This window comes from Protaetiibacter intestinalis, assembly GCF_003627075.1.
In the GTDB taxonomy this organism is placed as follows: Bacteria; Actinomycetota; Actinomycetes; order Actinomycetales; family Microbacteriaceae; genus Homoserinibacter; species Homoserinibacter intestinalis.
The window spans coordinates 350547-367718 of the sequence record NZ_CP032630.1 but is presented as its reverse complement, the minus strand read 5'-3'; the positions used below and the strand labels follow the sequence as shown (position 1 = coordinate 367718).

Genomic DNA, 17172 nt, shown 5'->3' with positions numbered 1-17172 from the left:
TGAGCGTCCCTCGAATGTGGGCTGCCGTGCAGGGGCGATGACCCGATAGCGTGACGCGCCATAGCGGAAGGCGCGTATGACCGGACCCGACGGCATCCCCCACCGCTCGAGCCTGCCCGCCGCCTACCCTGCCTTCACCACGACCGCCTTCGACGGCTTCGCCGTCGTCGACGTCGAGACGACAGGCCTGTCACCCCGCGGCGATCGGGTCATTGAGCTGGCGATCGTCCACGTCGACCCCATGGGGGAGCAGACGGGGCGTTGGGAGACCCTGCTCAACCCCGGACGCGACCTCGGCCCGCAGCGCGTGCACGGCATCCGCGCCGCCGACGTGCTCGAGGCGCCGACCTTCGCCGACGTCGCCACCGAGCTCGTCGGGCTGCTCGACGGGCGGGTCGCGGTGGCCCACCACGCCGACTTCGACTCGGCGTTCCTGTTCGCCGAGTTCGAGCGTGCCGGCGTCGGCGTGTGGAACCGGCCGGACTTCCTCTGCACGATGCGGCTCGCGCGGCACTTCCTGCCCGGATGCGGGCGCTCGCTCGGCGACTGCTGCGCGGCCTACGACATCCCCCTCGAGCACGCCCACCGCGCGCTCGACGACGCCGTCGCGACCGCCCAGCTGCTGGGCGCCTACCTCGGCGAGGCGCGCCGGCATCCGCAGCTCGCGGATCCCTTCACGGGGCTCGCGGGAGGACGCTGGCCGTCGGCCGCGATCGGTGTGGGGCGTGCCGTGCCGTGGAAGGCGCGCCCGCCCGCACCCTCGGTGACGACCGTCGAGCGCTTCCTGCCGAGCCTCGCCGTGCGGATGCCGCCCGGGAGCGAGCCCGGCGACGTCGACGAGTACCTCGCCCTGCTCGACCGGGCGCTGCTCGACCGGGTGCTCGCCGTGCACGAATCGGATGCGCTGCTCGCCTGCGCCGAGCGCCTGCACCTCGACCGCGACACCGTGGAGGAGCTGCACCGCGGCTACTTCATCGCCCTCACGCGCGTCGCGTGGGAGGACGGCATCCTCACCGAGGGCGAGATCGATCAGCTCATCGCGGTGGCCGAGCTGCTCGCGCTGCCGACCGCCGTCATCGAGGCGGCGCTCGACCCGCAGCGCGCGGCGCGCATCGTGCTGCAGCCGCGCCGACCGACCGCCCCACCCGGCGGCTTCGCGCTCGCGGCGGGGGACGCCGTGGTGCTGACCGGCGAGCTCTCGCGTCCGCGGGCCGTGTGGGAGCAGGAGCTCGCGGCGCTCGGGCTCGTGCCGGGGGCCGCGGTCACCCGCCGCACCGCCCTGCTCGTCGCCGCCGACCCGGATTCGTCGAGCGGCAAGGCGCGCAAGGCCCGTCAGTACGGGGTGCCGATCGTGGCGGAGTCGGGGCTGACCGCGCTGCTCGAGTCGCTCGCCGGCTGAGACCTCCGCGCCCGTTCAGCGCGAGGAGTTCGGCGTGCGCCCGCGCACGATGCCGATGAACGCCTCGACGAGCGGGTCGTCGGCGTCGCGGGACCAGGCGAGGCCGATCCCGGAGTCGGGCGCGTCGAGCACGGGGCGCGCGACGACGTCGCGGCGGGAGTGCGCCCGTGCGACCGCCTGCGGCATGAGCGCGAGGCCCACGCCGGCGGCGACGAGCTCGACGGTGTCGGCGCCCTGCCCCTCGAGCATCGTCTCGCCCTCGAGCTCCGCCCGGGTGAGCGCATCGAAGGCCGCCACGGGGTGATCCTTCGGGGCGACGACGACCGCCTGCTCGCGGTAGAGGGGGATGACGTGGAACTCGTCGTCCGCGACGACGTCGCGCAGCAGGGCGAGCTGCGCCGTGCCGTCGCGCAGCGCCGCGAGCGCCTCAGCCTGGGGGAGCGGGCGCACCTCGAGGCGGTCGCGCCGCATCCGCTCGTCCCAGATCCGCGCCCACTTGCCCGGCGTGACGCCCGGCACGAACGCGACGACGAGGGAGCCCACGCATCGAGGCTACCCTCGGAGCATGACCGGATCCGAGCACGGCGAGGACCGCCGCCAGCAACCGAAGCCGCCGAAGACCCAATACCTCTCGGCGCAGACCGCGGCGAAGAAGCTCGGCATCTACCTGCCGGCCGCGCCCGAGGAGTTCCAGGCGGCGCAGCACTCCCGCGAGGAGCTCGCCGCCCTGCAGGCCGAGCCGCCCGCCTGGCTCGCGACGCTGCGCCGCGAGGGGCCGCATCCGCGCGGCGAGGTGTCGCGGCGCCTCGGCATCACGAACTCGGGGCTCGCCCGCGCCGGGGTCTCGGATGCCATGACGACCGCCGAGATCCAGGCGATCCTCGCCGACCCGCCCGAGTGGCTGCTCGTCGAGCGGCGCCGCGCGCAGGCGACGTAGGCTCGAGAGGTGGCCGAATGCATCCACGGGTTCGATGAGGGCCTCTGCGACGTCTGCTTTCCGCGGAAGGCGCCCGAACCGGTGAGGGCGGTGCGCACCGCGGTGCGCGCACCTCGCGCCACGACCGTGCGCACGCCCACGGCATCCGCGGCGCCCGCGACGCTGCGGCTCGCGGGGCGACGCGTCTTCCACGTGACCCACCTGCGCACGCTCGAGTCGATCGCACTCGACGGCGCGCTCGTCGGCGCGGCCGTTCCGGACGTCGACGTGAGCTCGGCGACCACCCGCGAACTCCGTGCGACGGCGACGGCGCCCGACGGACGCAGCGTCGCCGACTTCGTCTCGTTCTTCCTCGCGCAGGACGCCTCGCGCTGGGAGGAGCTGCGCTCGGGGGCGGAGGGCGCCCACTGGTCGGATGCCGCGCGCGCCGCCAAGCCGACGGAGTTCGTCATCCTGGCCGTGCCGGTCGACGCCCTCGGCGACGACGTCGTGTTCGCCGACGGGGACGCGGGGGCGGTGGCGACCCGCTTCGCAGCCGGCGTCGAGGCGGGCACGCAGGCGCTGCGTCGGCTGCACGCGAGCGACCCCGACTTCCGCGACGCCGAGCTGCTCGCGGCAGGGCCGGTGCCGTTGGGCGCGGTCGCGATCGTGACGGTCGCGAACGACCGGGTGCGCGACGAAGTGCGCGCCATGTTCGCGAGCGCCGGGCTGCCGACGCCGCGCATCGCCGTCTACCCTCCGGTCTTCCAGCCCGCCTGAGCGCTGTCGTGCAGGACTCCTGCACGACAGCTGCGCGCCGCTCAGAAGCGGTCGGGTTCCGGTCCCCGCCGGAAGCGCCGACCCGTCACCGAGCCGGGGCGGATGCGCACCCAGCGGTACTTGAGGGTCGGCACCCACGGGGTCAGCGGCAGCCGCTCCGCCTCCTCGATCTCGGCGGCGTGCTCGAGCCGCTCCGCGACGCCCTTCACGACGACGCTGAAGGCCTCGCCCTCGTCCCAGCCGTCGATCTCCAGCGCGACATCCGGGTGGATCGTCAACTCGACGAGCTTCGTGCCCGGGGCGGTGCGGAAGTAGACGGCACCGTCGTGCACCGCGAAGTTGAGGGGGAAGATGTCGATCACCCCGCCGACCGCGATCGCGATGCGGCCCATGGGGGCCAGCTCCAGCAGCTCCCAGCACTCCCGCTCGTCGAGCAGTTCGACGGGGTTCACCGTGTCGATCATGTCGTCCTCCTTCGGTCGTCGCGGCCATCATGCGCCCGCGCCGGCGACGGCGACAGGGCCGTTGGGCCCGCCGTCGTCGCGGGTTTCCGCTTGGATGGGGGCATGGTGATCGTGCTCGTCGGACTCGCGAGCGCGGTCGTCTACGGCGTGTCCGACTTCTTCGGCGGTCTCGGCTCGCGTCGCATCCCGCCGCTGCTCGTGAGTCTCGTGAGCTTCGCGGCCGCGGCCGTGCCGATCGCGGTGCTCACCCCGCTGGTCGGATCGGTGTGGTCGGCGGAGGCGGTGTGGCTCGGCGTGCTCGCGGGTGTCGCGGGTGCCGTCGCGATCTGGGCGTTCTACGCGGCGCTCGCGATCGGCCCGATGAGCGTCATCTCGCCCACGACCGCGGCCGTCGCGGCGCTCATCCCGGCGATCGTCGGTATCGCACGCGGCGAGCGCTTCTCGACGCTCGGCTATGTCGCCCTCGCGGCGCTCGTGGTCGCCGCCGTGCTGCTGGGGATCACGCGCGAGCAGCAGGGCGGTGCGGTCGGCGTGCGCGCGGTCGTGCTCGCGGTCGCCTCGGGCATCGGTTTCGGCGGCTACAACGTCGTCATGGAGTGGACGGCCCCCGAGTCGGAGTTCGCGCCGCTGCTCGTCGACCTCGTCGCGGGGGCGCTGCTGTTCGCGGTCGTGCTCGTCGTGCTGCGCCTCGTGCGCGGCGACTCCTGGTGGGGCGCCCCCGAGCCGCCGCCCGTCGAGGTGCGGCGCCCCGGGCTGCTGTTCGCGGTCGGTGCCGGCCTGCTCATGGCCGTCGCGAACGCCCTGCTCGTCTGGGGGCTGCACCAGGGGCAGCTCGCCATCATGGGGGTGCTCGCCTCGCTCTACCCGCTCGGCACGGTGCTGCTCGCGCTCACCGTGCTGCGCGAGCGGCTCACCGCCGTCCAGGTGGCCGGCGTCGTGCTCGCCCTCGCCGCATCCGCCGCCCTCGCCTTCGGCTGAGCGCCGATAGGATCGAGGGGATGTCGCTCCCCTTCTCCACCGCGACCGGCGCCGACGTGCGCGTGCGGTTCTGCCCCTCGCCCACCGGCACCCCCCACGTCGGGATGGTGCGCACCGCCCTGTTCAACTGGGCCTACGCCCGGCACACGGGCGGCAAGCTCGTGTTCCGCGTGGAGGACACGGATGCCGCCCGCGACTCCGAGGAGAGCTACCTGCAGCTCATCGACGCGCTCGACTGGCTCGGCATCGACTGGGACGAGGGCGTCGAGAAGGGCGGGCCGCACGGCCCGTACCGGCAGTCGCAGCGCACCGAGATCTACCTCGAACTCGTCGAGCGGCTGAAGGCGTCCGGGCACCTCTACGAGAGCTTCGTGACCCCGGAGGAGATGGAGGCCCGCAACGTCGCCGCGGGTCGCGACCCCCGCCAGGGCTACGACAACTTCGAACGCGAGCTCACCGACGAGCAGCGCGCCGCATTCCGGGCCGAGGGACGTCAGCCGAGCCTGCGCCTCCGGGTGCCGGACGAGGACCTCTCGTTCCATGACCTCATCCGCGGCGAGATCACCTTCCCGGCGGGCAGCTTCACCGACTTCGTCGTGGTGCGTCCGAACGGCGCCCCGCTGTACACCTTCGTGAACCCGGTCGACGACGCGCTGATGGGCGTGACGCACGTGTTCCGCGGCGAGGACATCCTCTCCTCGACCCCCCGCCAGATCGCCCTCTACCTCGCGCTCATCGAGATCGGGGTGACCGACTTCATCCCGCAGTACGCGCACATGCCGCTCGTCTACGGCGAGGGCGCGAAGAAGCTCAGCAAGCGCGACCCCGAGTCGAACCTCTTCCACCACCGCGACCGCGGGTTCATCCCCGAGGGCCTGCTCAACTACCTCGCGCTGCTCGGCTGGTCGATCGCGCCCGATCGCGACGTGTTCACGCAGGCCGAGTTCACGGCCGCGTTCGACATCCGCGACGTGAACCCGAACCCGGCCCGGTTCGACCTCAAGAAGGCTGAGTCGATCAACGGCGACCACATCCGCATGCTCGACGTGGCCGACTTCACCGAGCGCGTCATCCCCTACCTCGAGGGCTTCCTCGCCGACCCGCCCACCGAGTCCGAGCGCGCGATCCTGCGCGAGGCGGCGCCGCTCGTGCAGGAGCGGGTGACGGTACTGGGCGAGACGCGCGGCATGCTCGCGTTCCTGTTCACGACCGACGACGCGCTCGAGTTCGAGGCGGATGCGCTGCCCAAGGACGTCGACGAGGCCCGCCTCGTGCTGGATGCCGCCGAGGCCGCGCTCGAGCCGCTCACCGAGTTCGGCCGGGTCGAGATCGAGGAGGCGCTGCGCGCCGCGCTGCTCACCCCCGTCGACGAGGGCGGCCCGGGACTCAAGCCCCGCACGGCCTTCGGACCGCTGCGCACCGCCGTGTCGGGGCGCCGGATCAGCCCGCCGCTGTTCGAGTCGATGGAGATCCTCGGCAAGACCTCCACGCTCGCGCGGATCGAGAGGCTGCGCCGGGCGCTGTGAGCCGTCCACCGGCCGGTCCGAACCCCCGCCGCCCGTAGGGTAAAGTATCTAGTCGGCCCGGGTTCGCCCGGCCGCCTCGGTCCGGCCCCGGTCGGAACCGGTGGGGTATGGTGTAATTGGCAACACGGCTGATTCTGGTTCAGTTGTTCTTGGTTCGAGTCCAGGTACCCCAGCTTTCGAAACCCCCGCGTCGGCGGGGGTTTTCCCGTTCATGGGGAGCGCTGCCCATGGGCGGCGGTGTATCGGCATCCCACGGCACGGCAGAATCATTCTCATGTCCGATTCGCAGCAGCCGGGTGCCACCGGCGACCAGATTCCCCCCGTTCCCCCCGCGCCGGGCTCCGTGATCCCGCCCGTGCCTCCGGCACCGCAGACGCCCGCGGCTCCCGCGGCCCCCGTGACTCCCGTGCCGCCCGCCGCGGCTCCCGCAGCCCCCGTGCCGCCGGTCGCGCCCGCCGCGCCCGCGGCCCCGGCCGCCCCCGCCGCATCCGCGCCGGTCGACCCCTACGCCCCCGTCGCCCCTGCGGCGCCCGGCGTCGCCTACGCACCGGCCGCGCCGGCCCCCGCCTCGCGCCTCAACGTGCTCGGACTCGTCTCGCTCATCCTCGGCGGCGTCGCGTTCCTGTTCGGGATCACGGTCGGCTGGATCCCGTTCGTCGGCTTCCTGCCCATCGTGCTCGCGCTCGCGGGCGTCGGCCTCGGCATCGGCGGTCTCATCGCGAAGAACCGCGGCAAGGGTCTCGCGATCGCCGGCCTCATCGTCTCCGGCATCGCGCTGCTGGTGTCGGCCGTCATCACGGTCGTCATGATCATGGCCTTCAACGCCGTCCGCACGGGCCTCGAGGACTTCGGGCCCGACGACCCGGTGATCACCCAGGACGACGGCACCGAGACCGAGACCGACGGCGACGACTCCGACGCCCTCGGCTCGGCCGGCAACCCCGCCGCCATCGGCAACACCATCACCTTCACCGACCTGCAGGGCGTCGACGAGTGGCAGGTCGTCGTGGGCGACCCGACGCTCGACGCGACCGAGCAGGTGAGGGCCGCGTCCGAGTACAACGTGCCCGAGGCCGGCAACCAGTACGTGCTCGTGCCGCTGCAGTACACCTACGTCGGAACCGAGACCGGCGTCCTGTTCACGAGCGTCTTCCCGACGTTCGTGGGCGTCGACGGCGAGAGCTACTCGCTCAGCGCGGCCGACTATCCGGACTCGTTCTACACGGTCGACGAGCTGGAGCCCGGCCAGCAGGTGCTCATCAACGCCGTCTACGAGGTGCCCAGCAGCGCGGTCGGCAGCGGTGCGCTGCTCGACCTGACGTCGCTGTGGGGCGTGACCATCTACGTCGCCCTGAACTGACGGATCGCGTCGTCCGGCCCCCGTCGCACCGCGCGGCGGGGGCCGTCGGCGTTCCGGGTCGATAGGGTGAGCACGCCCGGGGAAGGAGCTGCGGATGGAGATGTTCGTGGTGCTCCTGCCGCTCGCCCTGGGCGTCGCCCTCTCGAGCGTGCCGATCGTGGCGATGATCGCCATCCTGCTGTCGCCGCGGGGCGCGGCATCCGGATTCGGCTACCTCTTCGGCTACGCGGCCGGCCTCGCCGCGATCACGATCGGCTTCACGCTCGGCATCCGCGCCATCCCGCGCGGCGACGAGGTGTCGCCGTTCTGGATCGGGCTGGGCGAGATCGTCGTGGGCGCCGCCTGCGTCGTGGTCGCCGTCGTCATCTTCGTGCGGGAGCGTCGCAAGCGCGGCGCCTCCGACGAACCGCCCGAGCCGCCGACCTGGCTGCGCAAGGTGGGCGAGCTCGGGCCCTTCTCGACCGCCGCGCTGGGGCTCGCGCTCAACCTGCGGCCGAAGGCGCTCGTCTTCGCCACGGGTGCCGCGCTGGCCCTCAACACGGGCGGCCTCACGGCCTGGTGGTGGGCCGTCGACACGGCCGTCTACCTCACGATCGGGCTCTCGACGGTCGCGGCGCCCATCATCGTGGTGTGGCGGCTGGGCGACCGCGCCCGCCCGGCGCTCGAACGCGCGCGCGAGTGGATCGACCGCAACAGCTACCTCGTCACCTCGATCGCCCTGCTCATGGTCGGCTTCGTGCTCATCGGCGACGGCCTCGGCAGGCTGTAGGGCTCAGTAGCGGCGCAGCTCCGGGTCGACCTCCACGGCCCAGGCGTCGATCCCGCCCGCGAGGTGCCGCACGTCGTCGAAGCCGTTCGCGAGCAGGTACTGGGCCGCCTGCGCCGAGCGGATGCCGTGGTGGCAGTAGGTGACGATCGGGCGGTCGGGGTCGAGCGCGTCGGTGAGCTCGGGCAGCCGCCCGAGCGGCAGCACCATCGCCCCCGGGATCGCCGCGAGCTCCGCCTCCCACGTCTCGCGCACGTCGACGAGCTGCACGGTCGGGTCGTCCTCGAGCAGCGCCGCCAGCTCGGCGGGCGCGATCTCCTCCGGTGGGTTCACAGGTCGATCGATTCGCCCGGTTCGAGCACGTGGTAGCTGCCACCGCCCTGCTGGGTCGCCCACTCGAGACGGCCGCTCGCCATCGTCTTGCCGGCGACCGAGAGCGTCAGGTCGTGCACGGGGAACGCCTGCCGCGGCGCCACCTCGAGCACGTAGTCCATGGCGTCGCCGATCTTCAGCCAGGGGGCGCCGACGGGGGCCGCGAGCAGCGCCACCGGCACGCCGGGGGCCGTGTAGGAGTCGCCGCCGTAGTAGAACTCGTCGTCGACGAGCACGCCGACGTTGTCGATCACCGGGATCGAGGAGTGGATGACGTTGTGCTTCTCGCCGAAGAACCTCAGGGTGAACGGTTCGACCTCGACCGTGTCGCCGCCGTGCACGACCTCCACCGGGATGCCCTCGGCGGCCGCCGCATCCGCGACCCCCTGCGGTCCGAGGACGCGCGCGTCGGGGCTCTGCTCGAGGATGTCGCGCACCCGGTCGGCGGAGAAGTGGTCGGCGTGCTCGTGGGTGAGCACGACCGCCACGATGCCGGCGGTGTCGGGCAGTGCCGCGAGGAACACGCCCGGGTCGATGACGAGCTTCGCGGTGCCCTTGGAGACGACCATGCACGAGTGCTCGAACTTGGTGACGTTCATGCATCCGACCCTAGCCTCAGGCCCTGGATAGGGTGAGGACGACCGAGGAGGAAATGGATGTTCGTCGACCTGCCCGAGGCCGAGCTGAGGGAGTACCGCAGCGCCCAGACCGACCCCGCCGACTTCGATGCGTTCTGGGAGGAGACGCTGGCCGAGAGCCGCGCCGCCGCCCCGTCCGGCGCCGTCGAGCTCGAGCGGGTGGACGTCGGGCTGCGCACGCTCGACGTGTACGACGTCACCTTCCCCGGGTTCGGCGGGCAGCCGGTCAAGGCGTGGCTGCGTGTGCCGCGCGGCGCATCCGGACCGCTCCCGACGGTCGTCAACTACCAGGGCTACGGCGGGGGTCGCGCGCTGCCGACCGAGAACCTCGGCTACGCATCCGCCGGGTTCGCCCACCTGTTCATGGACACCCGCGGGCAGGGCTCGGGCTGGTCGGTCGGTGCGACGGCCGACGAGGGCGTCACGGGGCCGCAGATCCCGGGTGTCATGACGCGCGGCATCGACGCGCGCGAGACGTACTACTACCGTCGGCTGTTCACGGATGCCGTGCGGGCGGTCGACGCGGCCCGCACGCTCGACGTGGTCGACCCGGAGCGCATCGCCGTCACGGGCGGCAGCCAGGGCGGCGGCATCACGCTCGCCGCCGCGGGGCTCGTGCCCGACCTGGTCGCGGTGCTGCCGTCGGTGCCGTTCATGTGCGACTTCCCGCGCGCGCTCGTCATCCACGACAGCGACCCGTACCGCGAGGTGGTGCGCTACCTGGCCCAGCATCGCGGCAAGACGGCGTCGGTGCTCGAGACGCTCGCCTACTTCGACGGCGTGAACTTCGCCCGCCGCGCGACCGCTCCCGCGTGGTTCACGGCGGGACTCATGGACGAGATCTGCAAGCCGTCGACCGTGTTCGGGGCGTTCAACGCGTACGCGGGGGAGAAGTCGATCGAGGTGTTCCCGTTCAACGGCCACGAGGGCGGCGGCGCCTGGTGGGAGGGCGAGACCATCCGCATCCTGCACGAGGTGTTCGGGGACTGAGCTGGCGGCAGATACCCCCTGGGGGTATCATGGCCGCATGATCGACGACATCAAGAAGCGCGCGCTGCATCGCAGCCGCATCATCCAGGGCCAACTGCGCGGCGTGGAGAAGATGATCGACGACGAGGCCTACTGCGTCGACATCATCACGCAGACCCTCGCCATCCAGAAGTCGCTGCGAAGCCTCAACAAGCTGCTCGTCGAGAACCACCTGCGCACCCACGTGTCGCACATGTTCGACGAGGGCGGCGAGACGCGCGAGCGAGCCGTCGAGGAACTGCTCGCGGTGTTCGAGCTGCAGCAGAACCGGGGGGCGTGATGAGCGGGCACGAGCACCACGACCACGCAGGGCACGACCACGCAGGGCACGACCACGCAGGGCACGACCACGCAGGGCACGACCATGCAGGTCACGACCACTCCGGGCACGACCATGGTTTCGATACGCCGCCTGCGGCGGCTACTCAACCAGCGGGAGGGGGCCGCGACCACGCGGGTCACGATCACGCCGACCACGCGGGGCATGACCACCACGACCACTCCGGGCACGCGGGCCACGATCCGCTGAAGTTCCGCAAGCTGTTCTGGATCTGCCTCGCCCTCACCGTGCCCGCGGTCGTGTTCTCGACGGGTCTGCAGGACATCCTGGGCCTCGGCGGTCCGCGGTTCCCGGGCAGCGAGTGGATCCCGGCCGTCTTCGGCACCGCGATCGTGGTGATCGGCGGTCGCATCTTCCTGGTCGGCGCCTGGCACGAGCTGCGCGCGAAGAGCCCCGGCATGATGACGCTCATCTCGCTCGCGATCGTCGTCTCGTTCGGCTACTCGCTCGCGGTCATGCTCGGGCTCCCCGGGATGGACTTCTGGTGGGAGCTCGCGACCCTCGTCACGATCATGCTGCTCGGCCACTGGATCGAGATGTCGGCCGTGCACGGCGCCCAGAACGCGCTCGGCGAGCTCGCGAAGCTGCTGCCCGACCAGGCCGAGGTACTGCAGGGTGGTGAGCCGCTCACGGTGAGTCGTGCCGAGCTGGCGGTCGGCGACCGGGTGCTCGTGCGCCCCGGGGCCGCGATCCCCGCCGACGGCGAGGTCGTCGAGGGCGAGGCGGAGGTGGATGAGTCGCTCCTCACGGGGGAGTCCGTGCCGGTCGGGAAGCACCCGGGCGACGCGGTCGTCGCGGGCTCGCTCGCATCCGGTTCGCTCACGGTTCGCGTCACCCGCACGGGCGGCGACACGGCGCTCGCGGGCATCATGCGGCTCGTCGCCGACGCGCAGGCGAGCCGTTCGCCCGCGCAGCTGCTCGCCGACCGCGCCGCCGCGCTGCTGTTCTACGTGGCGCTCGGCGCCGCGCTCGTCACCCTCGCCGTGTGGTGGCTGCTGCGGCCCGACGACCCCTCGTTCGTGCTGGAGCGCGTGGTCGCGGTGCTCGTGATCGCGTGCCCGCACGCACTCGGACTCGCGATCCCGCTCGTGGCGCAGCTGTCGACCGCGATCGGCGCGCGGCGCGGCATCCTCATCCGCAGCCGTTCGGCGCTCGAGGAGGCCAAGGACGTCGACGTCGTGCTGTTCGACAAGACCGGCACGCTCACCGCCGGCCGCCAGACGCTCGCCCGCGTGGTGCCCGCCGAGGGCGTCGACGAGGCGGATGCGCTCGCGCTCGCCGCCGCCGTCGAGGCGCGCAGCGAGCACCCGATCGGTCGCGCGATCGTCGAGGGGGCGCGCGAGGCGTCCGCGGCGGTGCCCACGGCATCCGGATTCCGGGCGCTGCCCGGGCGGGGCGCGGTCGCGACGGTCGACGGGCGGGAGCTCGCGGTGGCGAGCTCGCGCTACGTGACCGAGCGCGGCATCCAGCTCGAGCACGAGCTCGTGCATGCCGGTCGCGCGGCCGGTTCCGAGGGCTCGACGACGGTGTTCCTCGTCGAGGGCGCGGAGGGCGAGGAGCACGTGCTCGCGCTCTTCGCGATCGCCGACCAGGTGCGCCCCGAATCCGCGGATGCGGTGCGGGCGCTGCGCGCCGACGGGGTGCGGGTGGCGATGCTCACGGGTGACTCGCACGTCGTGGCGCAGCATGTGGCGACGGAGCTCGGCATCACGGAGGTGCGCGCCGAGGTGCTGCCCGAGCAGAAGGCGGAGGTGGTGGCCTCGCTGCAGGAGGGCGGGGCCGCGCGCGTCGCGATGGTGGGCGACGGCATCAACGACGCCCCCGCGCTCGCCCGGGCCGACCTCGGCATCGCGATCGGCGCGGGCACCGATGTCGCGATCGAGTCGGCGGGCGTCGTGCTCGCCTCCTCCGACCCGCGCGGCGTCGCCGACACGATCACGCTGAGCCGCGCGAGCTACCGCAAGATGCTGCAGAACCTGTGGTGGGCGGCCGGCTACAACGCGGTCGGCATCCCGCTCGCCGCGGGCGTGCTGGCGGGCGTCGGGTTCCTCATGCCGCCGGCCCTCGCGGCGGTGCTCATGAGCGCCTCGACGGTCATCGTGGCCCTCAACGCCCAGCTGCTGCGCCGCATCCGCTTCCGCCGCTGATCCCGTCCGCGAAAGTACGTGCTTTTGGGCGCGACACGCCGCCCAGAGGCCCAAAAGTGCGTACTTTCGCGGAGGTGACGGATGCCATGATGGGCGGATGACGACGAAGCCGAGGCGGGTGGTGGTCGCCATCAACCCCTCGGCCTCGTTCGGTGCGAGCCGGGCCGTGGGCCCCGCGGTCGTGCAGACGCTGCGCGCCATGGGCCACGAGGTCACCTCGCTCACCGAGCCCGACTTCGAGTCGCTGCTCGCCTCCGCGGCGGCGGCCGTGCGCACGAAGCCCGACGCGCTCGTCGTGGTGGGCGGCGACGGCATGGTCAACCTCGGCACCAACCTCGTGGTCGGCACCCGCGTGCCGCTCGGCATCATCCCCTCCGGCACCGGCAACGACATGGCGCGCGGCCTCGGCATCCCGCACGACGACACGGAGGCCGCCATCCGCCACCTCGACGCCGTCCTCGGCCGCCCGCCGCGGGCGATCGACGCGGTGCGCATCGACTGGACGGATGCCGCCACCGGCGACCCCGGGCAGCGCTGGTTCGCGTGCGTGCTCTCGGCGGGCTTCGACGCGATCGTCAACGAGCGTGCGAACAGCATGCGGCACCCGAAGGGGGCGAGCCGCTACATCCTCGCGCTGTTCGCGGAGCTCGCCCGGCTGCACCCCATCCGCTACCGGCTCGAACTCGACGGCACAGCCGACGAGGTGGAGGCGCTCATGGTCTCGGTGGGCAACAACGTCTCGATCGGCGGCGGCATGAAGGTGACGCCCGACGCGCTCGTCGACGACGGCCTGCTCGACGTCATGATCGTGAAGCCGCTGTCGAGGTTCTCGTTCCTGCGGATCTTCCCGCGGGTGTTCCGCGGCGAGCACGTGACCGACCCGCGGGTGCGGATGGAGCGCGTGCGTCGCATCCGCATCGCCGCCGACACGGAGGTGGTGGCCTACGCGGACGGGGAGCGGATCGCGCCGCTGCCCATCCAGCTCGAGGTCGTCCCGGGGGTGCTGCGGGTGCTCGCCTGACGCGAGTCGCGCCCGTTTTGGCGGTGTCTGCGCGCTGTGGCATAATCGTCAAGTTGTCGCGAAACGGCCCCATCGTATAGCGGCCTAGTACGCCGCCCTCTCACGGCGGTAACGCGGGTTCGAATCCCGCTGGGGTCACCAACGAGAAAAGCCCGGTCCACAGGACCGGGCTTTTCTCGCTCGCGCCCCGCGTCCCGGAATCCTCCGCCACGCGCCCCCGCGGCCCTACACTCCAGGCATGGCGAAGAAGACGATCACGATCCTCACCGACGACCTCGACGGCGAGGAGCTCCCCGCCGGCAGCCGCACCACGCGCTTCGCGCTCGACGGGGTGGAGTACGAGATCGACCTCTCCGCCGGCAACGCGGCGGCCCTCGCCGAGGCGCTCGCGCCGTTCATCGCCGCGGGGCGCCGCGTCGGAGGGTCCACGCGCACCGCATCCGCGCCGCGCGCACGGGCGAAGGGCGCGGATGCCGAGCGGCTCGCCGCGATCCGCTCCTGGGCGCAGGGGGCCGGCTACACGGTGGGCGACCGCGGCCGCATCAAGGCCGAGATCGTCGACGCCTACGACGCCGCCCACTGACGCGTGCCCGAGCCGTCGTTCTCGTCGCTCGTCGAGCAGGCCCGCCGGGTGGCCGACGGCGAGACCACCTCGCGCGCCCTCGTCGACCACGCGCTCGCGCGGATCGCGGCGCTCGACGTCGAGCTGAACGCGTTCGCGCACGTCCGCGACCAGGCCCGCGAGGAGGCCGAGGCGCTCGACGCGGAGCTCGCCGCGGGGCGCCCGCGCGGGGCACTGCACGGCGTGCCGGTGGCGATCAAGGAGGAGAACGACGTCGCGGGGCTCGTGACCGGGTTCGGCGGGCGCGGCAACAGCACCCCGGCATCCGCCGACGGCGAGGTGGTGCGGAGGCTCCGTGCCGCGGGCGCGGTCGTGGTCGGCACGACGCGCATGCCCGAGTTCGGCATCTGGCCGTTCACCGAGTCGGACGCCCACGGCATCACCCGCAACCCCTGGGACCTCAGCCGCTCGCCCGCCGGCTCCTCCGGCGGCACGGGCGCCGCGGTCGCGGCGGGCATCGTGGCGATGGGCATCGGCGGCGACGGCGGCGGCAGCATCCGCCTGCCGGCGAGCTGGTGCGGGGTGTTCGGGCTGAAGCCCCAGCGCGGCCGGGTGAGCTCGGCCCCCGCGCGCGACCTGTGGCGCGCGCTCGGCACACGCGGCCCGCTCACCCGCACGGTCGCCGACAGCGCGCTCGTGTACGACGTCATCTCGGGCGCCGCGGATGCCGACCGCTATCGCGCCGCACCGTTGCCGGAGTCGCTGCTCGCGGCATCCGCGCGCGAACCGGGGCGGCTTCGCGTGCTGCTCTCGCTCGCGAACCCCATGCGCGACGCGGAACCGGATGCCGACACGGCCGCCGCGGTGCGGGCGACGGGCGAGCTGCTCGCCTCGCTCGGCCACGAGGTGACGGAGGCCGACCCGCGTTACCCCGATCTGCGCATCGCGTTCCAGGTGCAGCTCGGCGGGGGCGTGCGCGACGAGGCCGCCGCGGTCGAGCATCGCGACCGGCTCGAGCCGCGCACCCGCACCGTGCTGCGGATCGCGCGGGCGCTCGCGCCGCTCGGCGGATGGGCCGAGCGCAGCTCCGCGCGTGCGGGCGACGAGTTCCTCGCGCGAGTGTTCGGCGCCTACGACGTGCTGCTCATGCCGACCACCCCGACCGCCGCGCAGCCGGCCGGCCGGCTGCTCGCGGCGAGCGGCCTCGAGGCGGCTGAGCTCGCCCGGCCGGTGGCCTCGTTCACCTCGATCTGGAACGTCTTCGGCAACCCCGCCGCCTCGGTGCCGGCGGGCTTCGATGCGGCCGGGCTGCCGCTCGCCGTGCAGCTCGTCGGCCCCGCCGACTCCGAACCGCTGCTCGTGAGCCTCTCCGCCCAGCTCGAGGCCGCCCGGCCGTGGGCCGACCGCCGCCCCGCGCTCGCCGCCGACTGATCGTCGCCCCGCATCCGCCGCGGGTGTCTGCGGTGCGCGCGAGAATGGCGGCATGTGCGGACGGTTCGCGAACGACTCCGAGACCAACGAGCTCATCGAGGAGTTCGTGGCATCTGGCGGAGACCTCCGCGACTGGGTGCCGAGGTTCTCGATCGCCCCCACCGAGCTCGTGCCGATCGTGCGCGAGCGGGCGAACGCGCAGGGCGAGCTCGCCCGCACCCTCGAGCTCGCCGAGTGGGACTTCCACCCGCCGTTCCTCACCGCGAAGTCCCGACCGCAGTTCAACGCCCGCATCGAGACGATCGCGAGCAACGGCCTGTGGAAGTCGGCCTTCGCGGGCAACCGCTGCATCGTGCCGATGCGGGGCTACTACGAGTGGACGGGCGAGAAGGGCGACAAGCAGGCCCACTTCCTGCACGGCGAGCGCCCGATCCTCGCGGCGGCCGGCCTCGCGACCGCCCGCAGGGTCGAGGGCGACTGGGCGGTCTCGTGCGTCATCGTCACGCGCGAGGCGCGGGATGCCTCGGGCGAGGTGCACGACCGCATGCCCGCGTTCCTCACGCGCGACGTCTACGAGGAGTGGCTGAACCCCGCCAGGCTCGACACGGAGGCCGAACGGCAGCGCATGCTCGACCTGCTCGAGGCGGTCTCCGGCGAGGTCGCCGCGACCCTCAGCGGCTACGAGGTCGACCGGCGCGTCAACAACTCGCGCACCGTCGACCCGCTCGACCCGGCCCTCATCGAGCCGCTCGCGGGCTGAGGTCTCAGCGCGCCGCGCCGAGGTGCGGCTCGAGCGGCTGCTCGCCCTCCCGGGGCGCGTGGGCGAGGTGCGCCTTGACCGACATCCGGTCGATCCAGGCGAGCGCGAGCGCCGAGAGGATGAAGGTCAGGTGGATCATCACCTGCCAGAACACGCCCTCCGAGGTGTACCGCTCGCCCGTCGTGTCGTCGACCACCACATCCGAGCCGATGTCGCTCACGGCGATGAAGGTCTTCAGCAGGTGGATCGACGAGATGCCGATGATCGCCATCGCGAGCTTCACCTTGAGCACGTTCGCGTTGACGTGGCTGAGCCACTCCGGCTGGTCGGGGTGGCCGTCGACCTTGATGCGCGAGACGAAGGTCTCGTAGCCGCCGATGATCACCATGATGAGCAGGTTGGCGATCATGACCACGTCGATGAGGCCGAGCACGCCCAGCATGATGGTCGCCTCGTCGACGTGCGGCCAGTGCGAGATGACCTCCTCGCCGAGGTGCCACAGCTCCACCATGAAGACGACCACGTAGATCGCCTGCGCGACGATCAGCCCGAGGTAGAGGGGCGCCTGCAGCCAGCGGCTGAAGAAGATGAAGTACCCGACGGCGCTCACCCACGGGGTCTGGGGGCGGTAGCTGCGGGGTCCGTCGGATGCGGGGGTCGGCTCGGTCATCGGGGCGGGGCTC

General features: G+C 72.7%; 19 protein-coding genes and 2 tRNA genes. 16 read left to right on the top strand and 5 right to left on the bottom strand.

The window, feature by feature from the left end; genetic code table 11:
- The first annotated feature begins 76 nt into the window (after positions 1-76).
- Positions 77-1399: an exonuclease domain-containing protein gene (locus tag D7I47_RS01815; RefSeq protein ID WP_120761458.1), complete on the top strand. Its 1323-nt coding sequence runs from the start codon at positions 77-79 to the stop codon at positions 1397-1399.
- Between the two features lie 15 nt (positions 1400-1414).
- Here the strand turns inward: D7I47_RS01815 and D7I47_RS01810 are convergent, their stop codons facing one another.
- Complete coding sequence (locus tag D7I47_RS01810) at positions 1415-1942, bottom strand: LysR substrate-binding domain-containing protein (RefSeq protein ID WP_120761457.1); 528 nt, start codon at positions 1940-1942, stop codon at positions 1415-1417.
- Positions 1943-1964: 22 nt separating this feature from the next.
- On the opposite strand from D7I47_RS01810, the gene D7I47_RS01805 reads away from it, so the two are divergent.
- Positions 1965-2336 carry a DUF5997 family protein gene (locus tag D7I47_RS01805; RefSeq protein WP_227000777.1) on the top strand — a complete coding sequence of 124 codons (372 nt, stop codon included), beginning with the start codon at positions 1965-1967 and terminating at the stop codon, positions 2334-2336.
- Positions 2337-2345: 9 nt separating this feature from the next.
- Complete coding sequence (locus D7I47_RS01800; protein WP_120761456.1) at positions 2346-3095, top strand: DarT ssDNA thymidine ADP-ribosyltransferase family protein; 750 nt, start codon at positions 2346-2348, stop codon at positions 3093-3095.
- Between the two features lie 41 nt (positions 3096-3136).
- Here the strand turns inward: D7I47_RS01800 and D7I47_RS01795 are convergent, their stop codons facing one another.
- Positions 3137-3559 (bottom strand): pyridoxamine 5'-phosphate oxidase family protein, encoded by a 423-nt coding sequence (locus D7I47_RS01795; protein WP_193726447.1) that lies wholly within the window; start codon positions 3557-3559, stop codon positions 3137-3139.
- Between the two features lie 102 nt (positions 3560-3661).
- Between D7I47_RS01795 and D7I47_RS01790 the strand changes: the two genes are divergently transcribed.
- The 5 genes from D7I47_RS01790 to D7I47_RS01770 all read left to right on the top strand — a co-directional run bounded on the left by D7I47_RS01790 (position 3662) and on the right by D7I47_RS01770 (position 8192).
- Positions 3662-4537: a DMT family transporter gene (locus tag D7I47_RS01790; protein WP_120761455.1), complete on the top strand. Its 876-nt coding sequence runs from the start codon at positions 3662-3664 to the stop codon at positions 4535-4537.
- A 20-nt stretch (positions 4538-4557) separates the two neighbouring features.
- Entirely contained in the window at positions 4558-6063 is a 1506-nt protein-coding gene (gene gltX / locus D7I47_RS01785; protein ID WP_120761454.1) for a glutamate--tRNA ligase, read from the top strand.
- Positions 6064-6164: 101 nt separating this feature from the next.
- Positions 6165-6236: transfer RNA gene (locus D7I47_RS01780), tRNA-Gln, on the top strand.
- Positions 6237-6337: 101 nt separating this feature from the next.
- On the top strand, positions 6338-7423 hold the full coding sequence (locus D7I47_RS14670; RefSeq protein ID WP_157981572.1) for a hypothetical protein: 1086 nt from the start codon (positions 6338-6340) through the stop codon (positions 7421-7423).
- Positions 7424-7517: 94 nt separating this feature from the next.
- Positions 7518-8192, top strand: a complete 675-nt coding sequence (locus D7I47_RS01770) for a GAP family protein (protein WP_120761453.1) — start codon at positions 7518-7520, stop codon at positions 8190-8192.
- 3 nt (positions 8193-8195) lie between these two features.
- Here the strand turns inward: D7I47_RS01770 and D7I47_RS01765 are convergent, their stop codons facing one another.
- Positions 8196-8522: a rhodanese-like domain-containing protein gene (locus tag D7I47_RS01765; RefSeq protein WP_157981570.1), complete on the bottom strand. Its 327-nt coding sequence runs from the start codon at positions 8520-8522 to the stop codon at positions 8196-8198.
- Positions 8519-9160 (bottom strand): MBL fold metallo-hydrolase, encoded by a 642-nt coding sequence (locus D7I47_RS01760; RefSeq protein ID WP_120761451.1) that lies wholly within the window; start codon positions 9158-9160, stop codon positions 8519-8521. The genes D7I47_RS01765 and D7I47_RS01760 overlap by 4 nt, the downstream gene beginning before the upstream one ends.
- A 57-nt stretch (positions 9161-9217) precedes the next feature.
- Between D7I47_RS01760 and D7I47_RS01755 the strand changes: the two genes are divergently transcribed.
- The 8 genes from D7I47_RS01755 (at position 9218) to D7I47_RS01720 (ending at position 16489) form a co-directional block, all read left to right on the top strand.
- Entirely contained in the window at positions 9218-10189 is a 972-nt protein-coding gene (locus tag D7I47_RS01755; RefSeq protein ID WP_120761450.1) for an acetylxylan esterase, read from the top strand.
- Positions 10190-10226: 37 nt separating this feature from the next.
- The gene (locus tag D7I47_RS01750) at positions 10227-10508 is read left to right on the top strand and encodes a metal-sensitive transcriptional regulator (protein ID WP_120761449.1); all 282 of its coding nucleotides are present in this window, start codon (positions 10227-10229) and stop codon (positions 10506-10508) included.
- Positions 10508-12715: a heavy metal translocating P-type ATPase gene (locus D7I47_RS01745; protein WP_120761448.1), complete on the top strand. Its 2208-nt coding sequence runs from the start codon at positions 10508-10510 to the stop codon at positions 12713-12715. Before D7I47_RS01750 ends, D7I47_RS01745 begins: the two co-directional genes overlap by 1 nt.
- A gap of 97 nt (positions 12716-12812) precedes the next feature.
- Positions 12813-13736, top strand: coding sequence for a diacylglycerol/lipid kinase family protein (locus D7I47_RS01740; protein ID WP_120761447.1), 924 nt, complete (start codon positions 12813-12815; stop codon positions 13734-13736).
- Between the two features lie 65 nt (positions 13737-13801).
- Positions 13802-13877: transfer RNA gene (locus tag D7I47_RS01735), tRNA-Glu, on the top strand.
- 97 nt (positions 13878-13974) lie between these two features.
- Positions 13975-14319, top strand: a complete 345-nt coding sequence (locus D7I47_RS01730) for a histone-like nucleoid-structuring protein Lsr2 (protein ID WP_120761446.1) — start codon at positions 13975-13977, stop codon at positions 14317-14319.
- A gap of 3 nt (positions 14320-14322) precedes the next feature.
- Positions 14323-15729 (top strand): amidase, encoded by a 1407-nt coding sequence (locus D7I47_RS01725; RefSeq protein WP_120761445.1) that lies wholly within the window; start codon positions 14323-14325, stop codon positions 15727-15729.
- Between the two features lie 52 nt (positions 15730-15781).
- Positions 15782-16489, top strand: a complete 708-nt coding sequence (locus tag D7I47_RS01720) for an SOS response-associated peptidase (RefSeq protein ID WP_120761444.1) — start codon at positions 15782-15784, stop codon at positions 16487-16489.
- A 4-nt stretch (positions 16490-16493) separates the two neighbouring features.
- Here the strand turns inward: D7I47_RS01720 and D7I47_RS01715 are convergent, their stop codons facing one another.
- Positions 16494-17159 (bottom strand): TIGR00645 family protein, encoded by a 666-nt coding sequence (locus D7I47_RS01715; protein ID WP_120761443.1) that lies wholly within the window; start codon positions 17157-17159, stop codon positions 16494-16496.
- Positions 17160-17172: the final 13 nt, after the last annotated feature.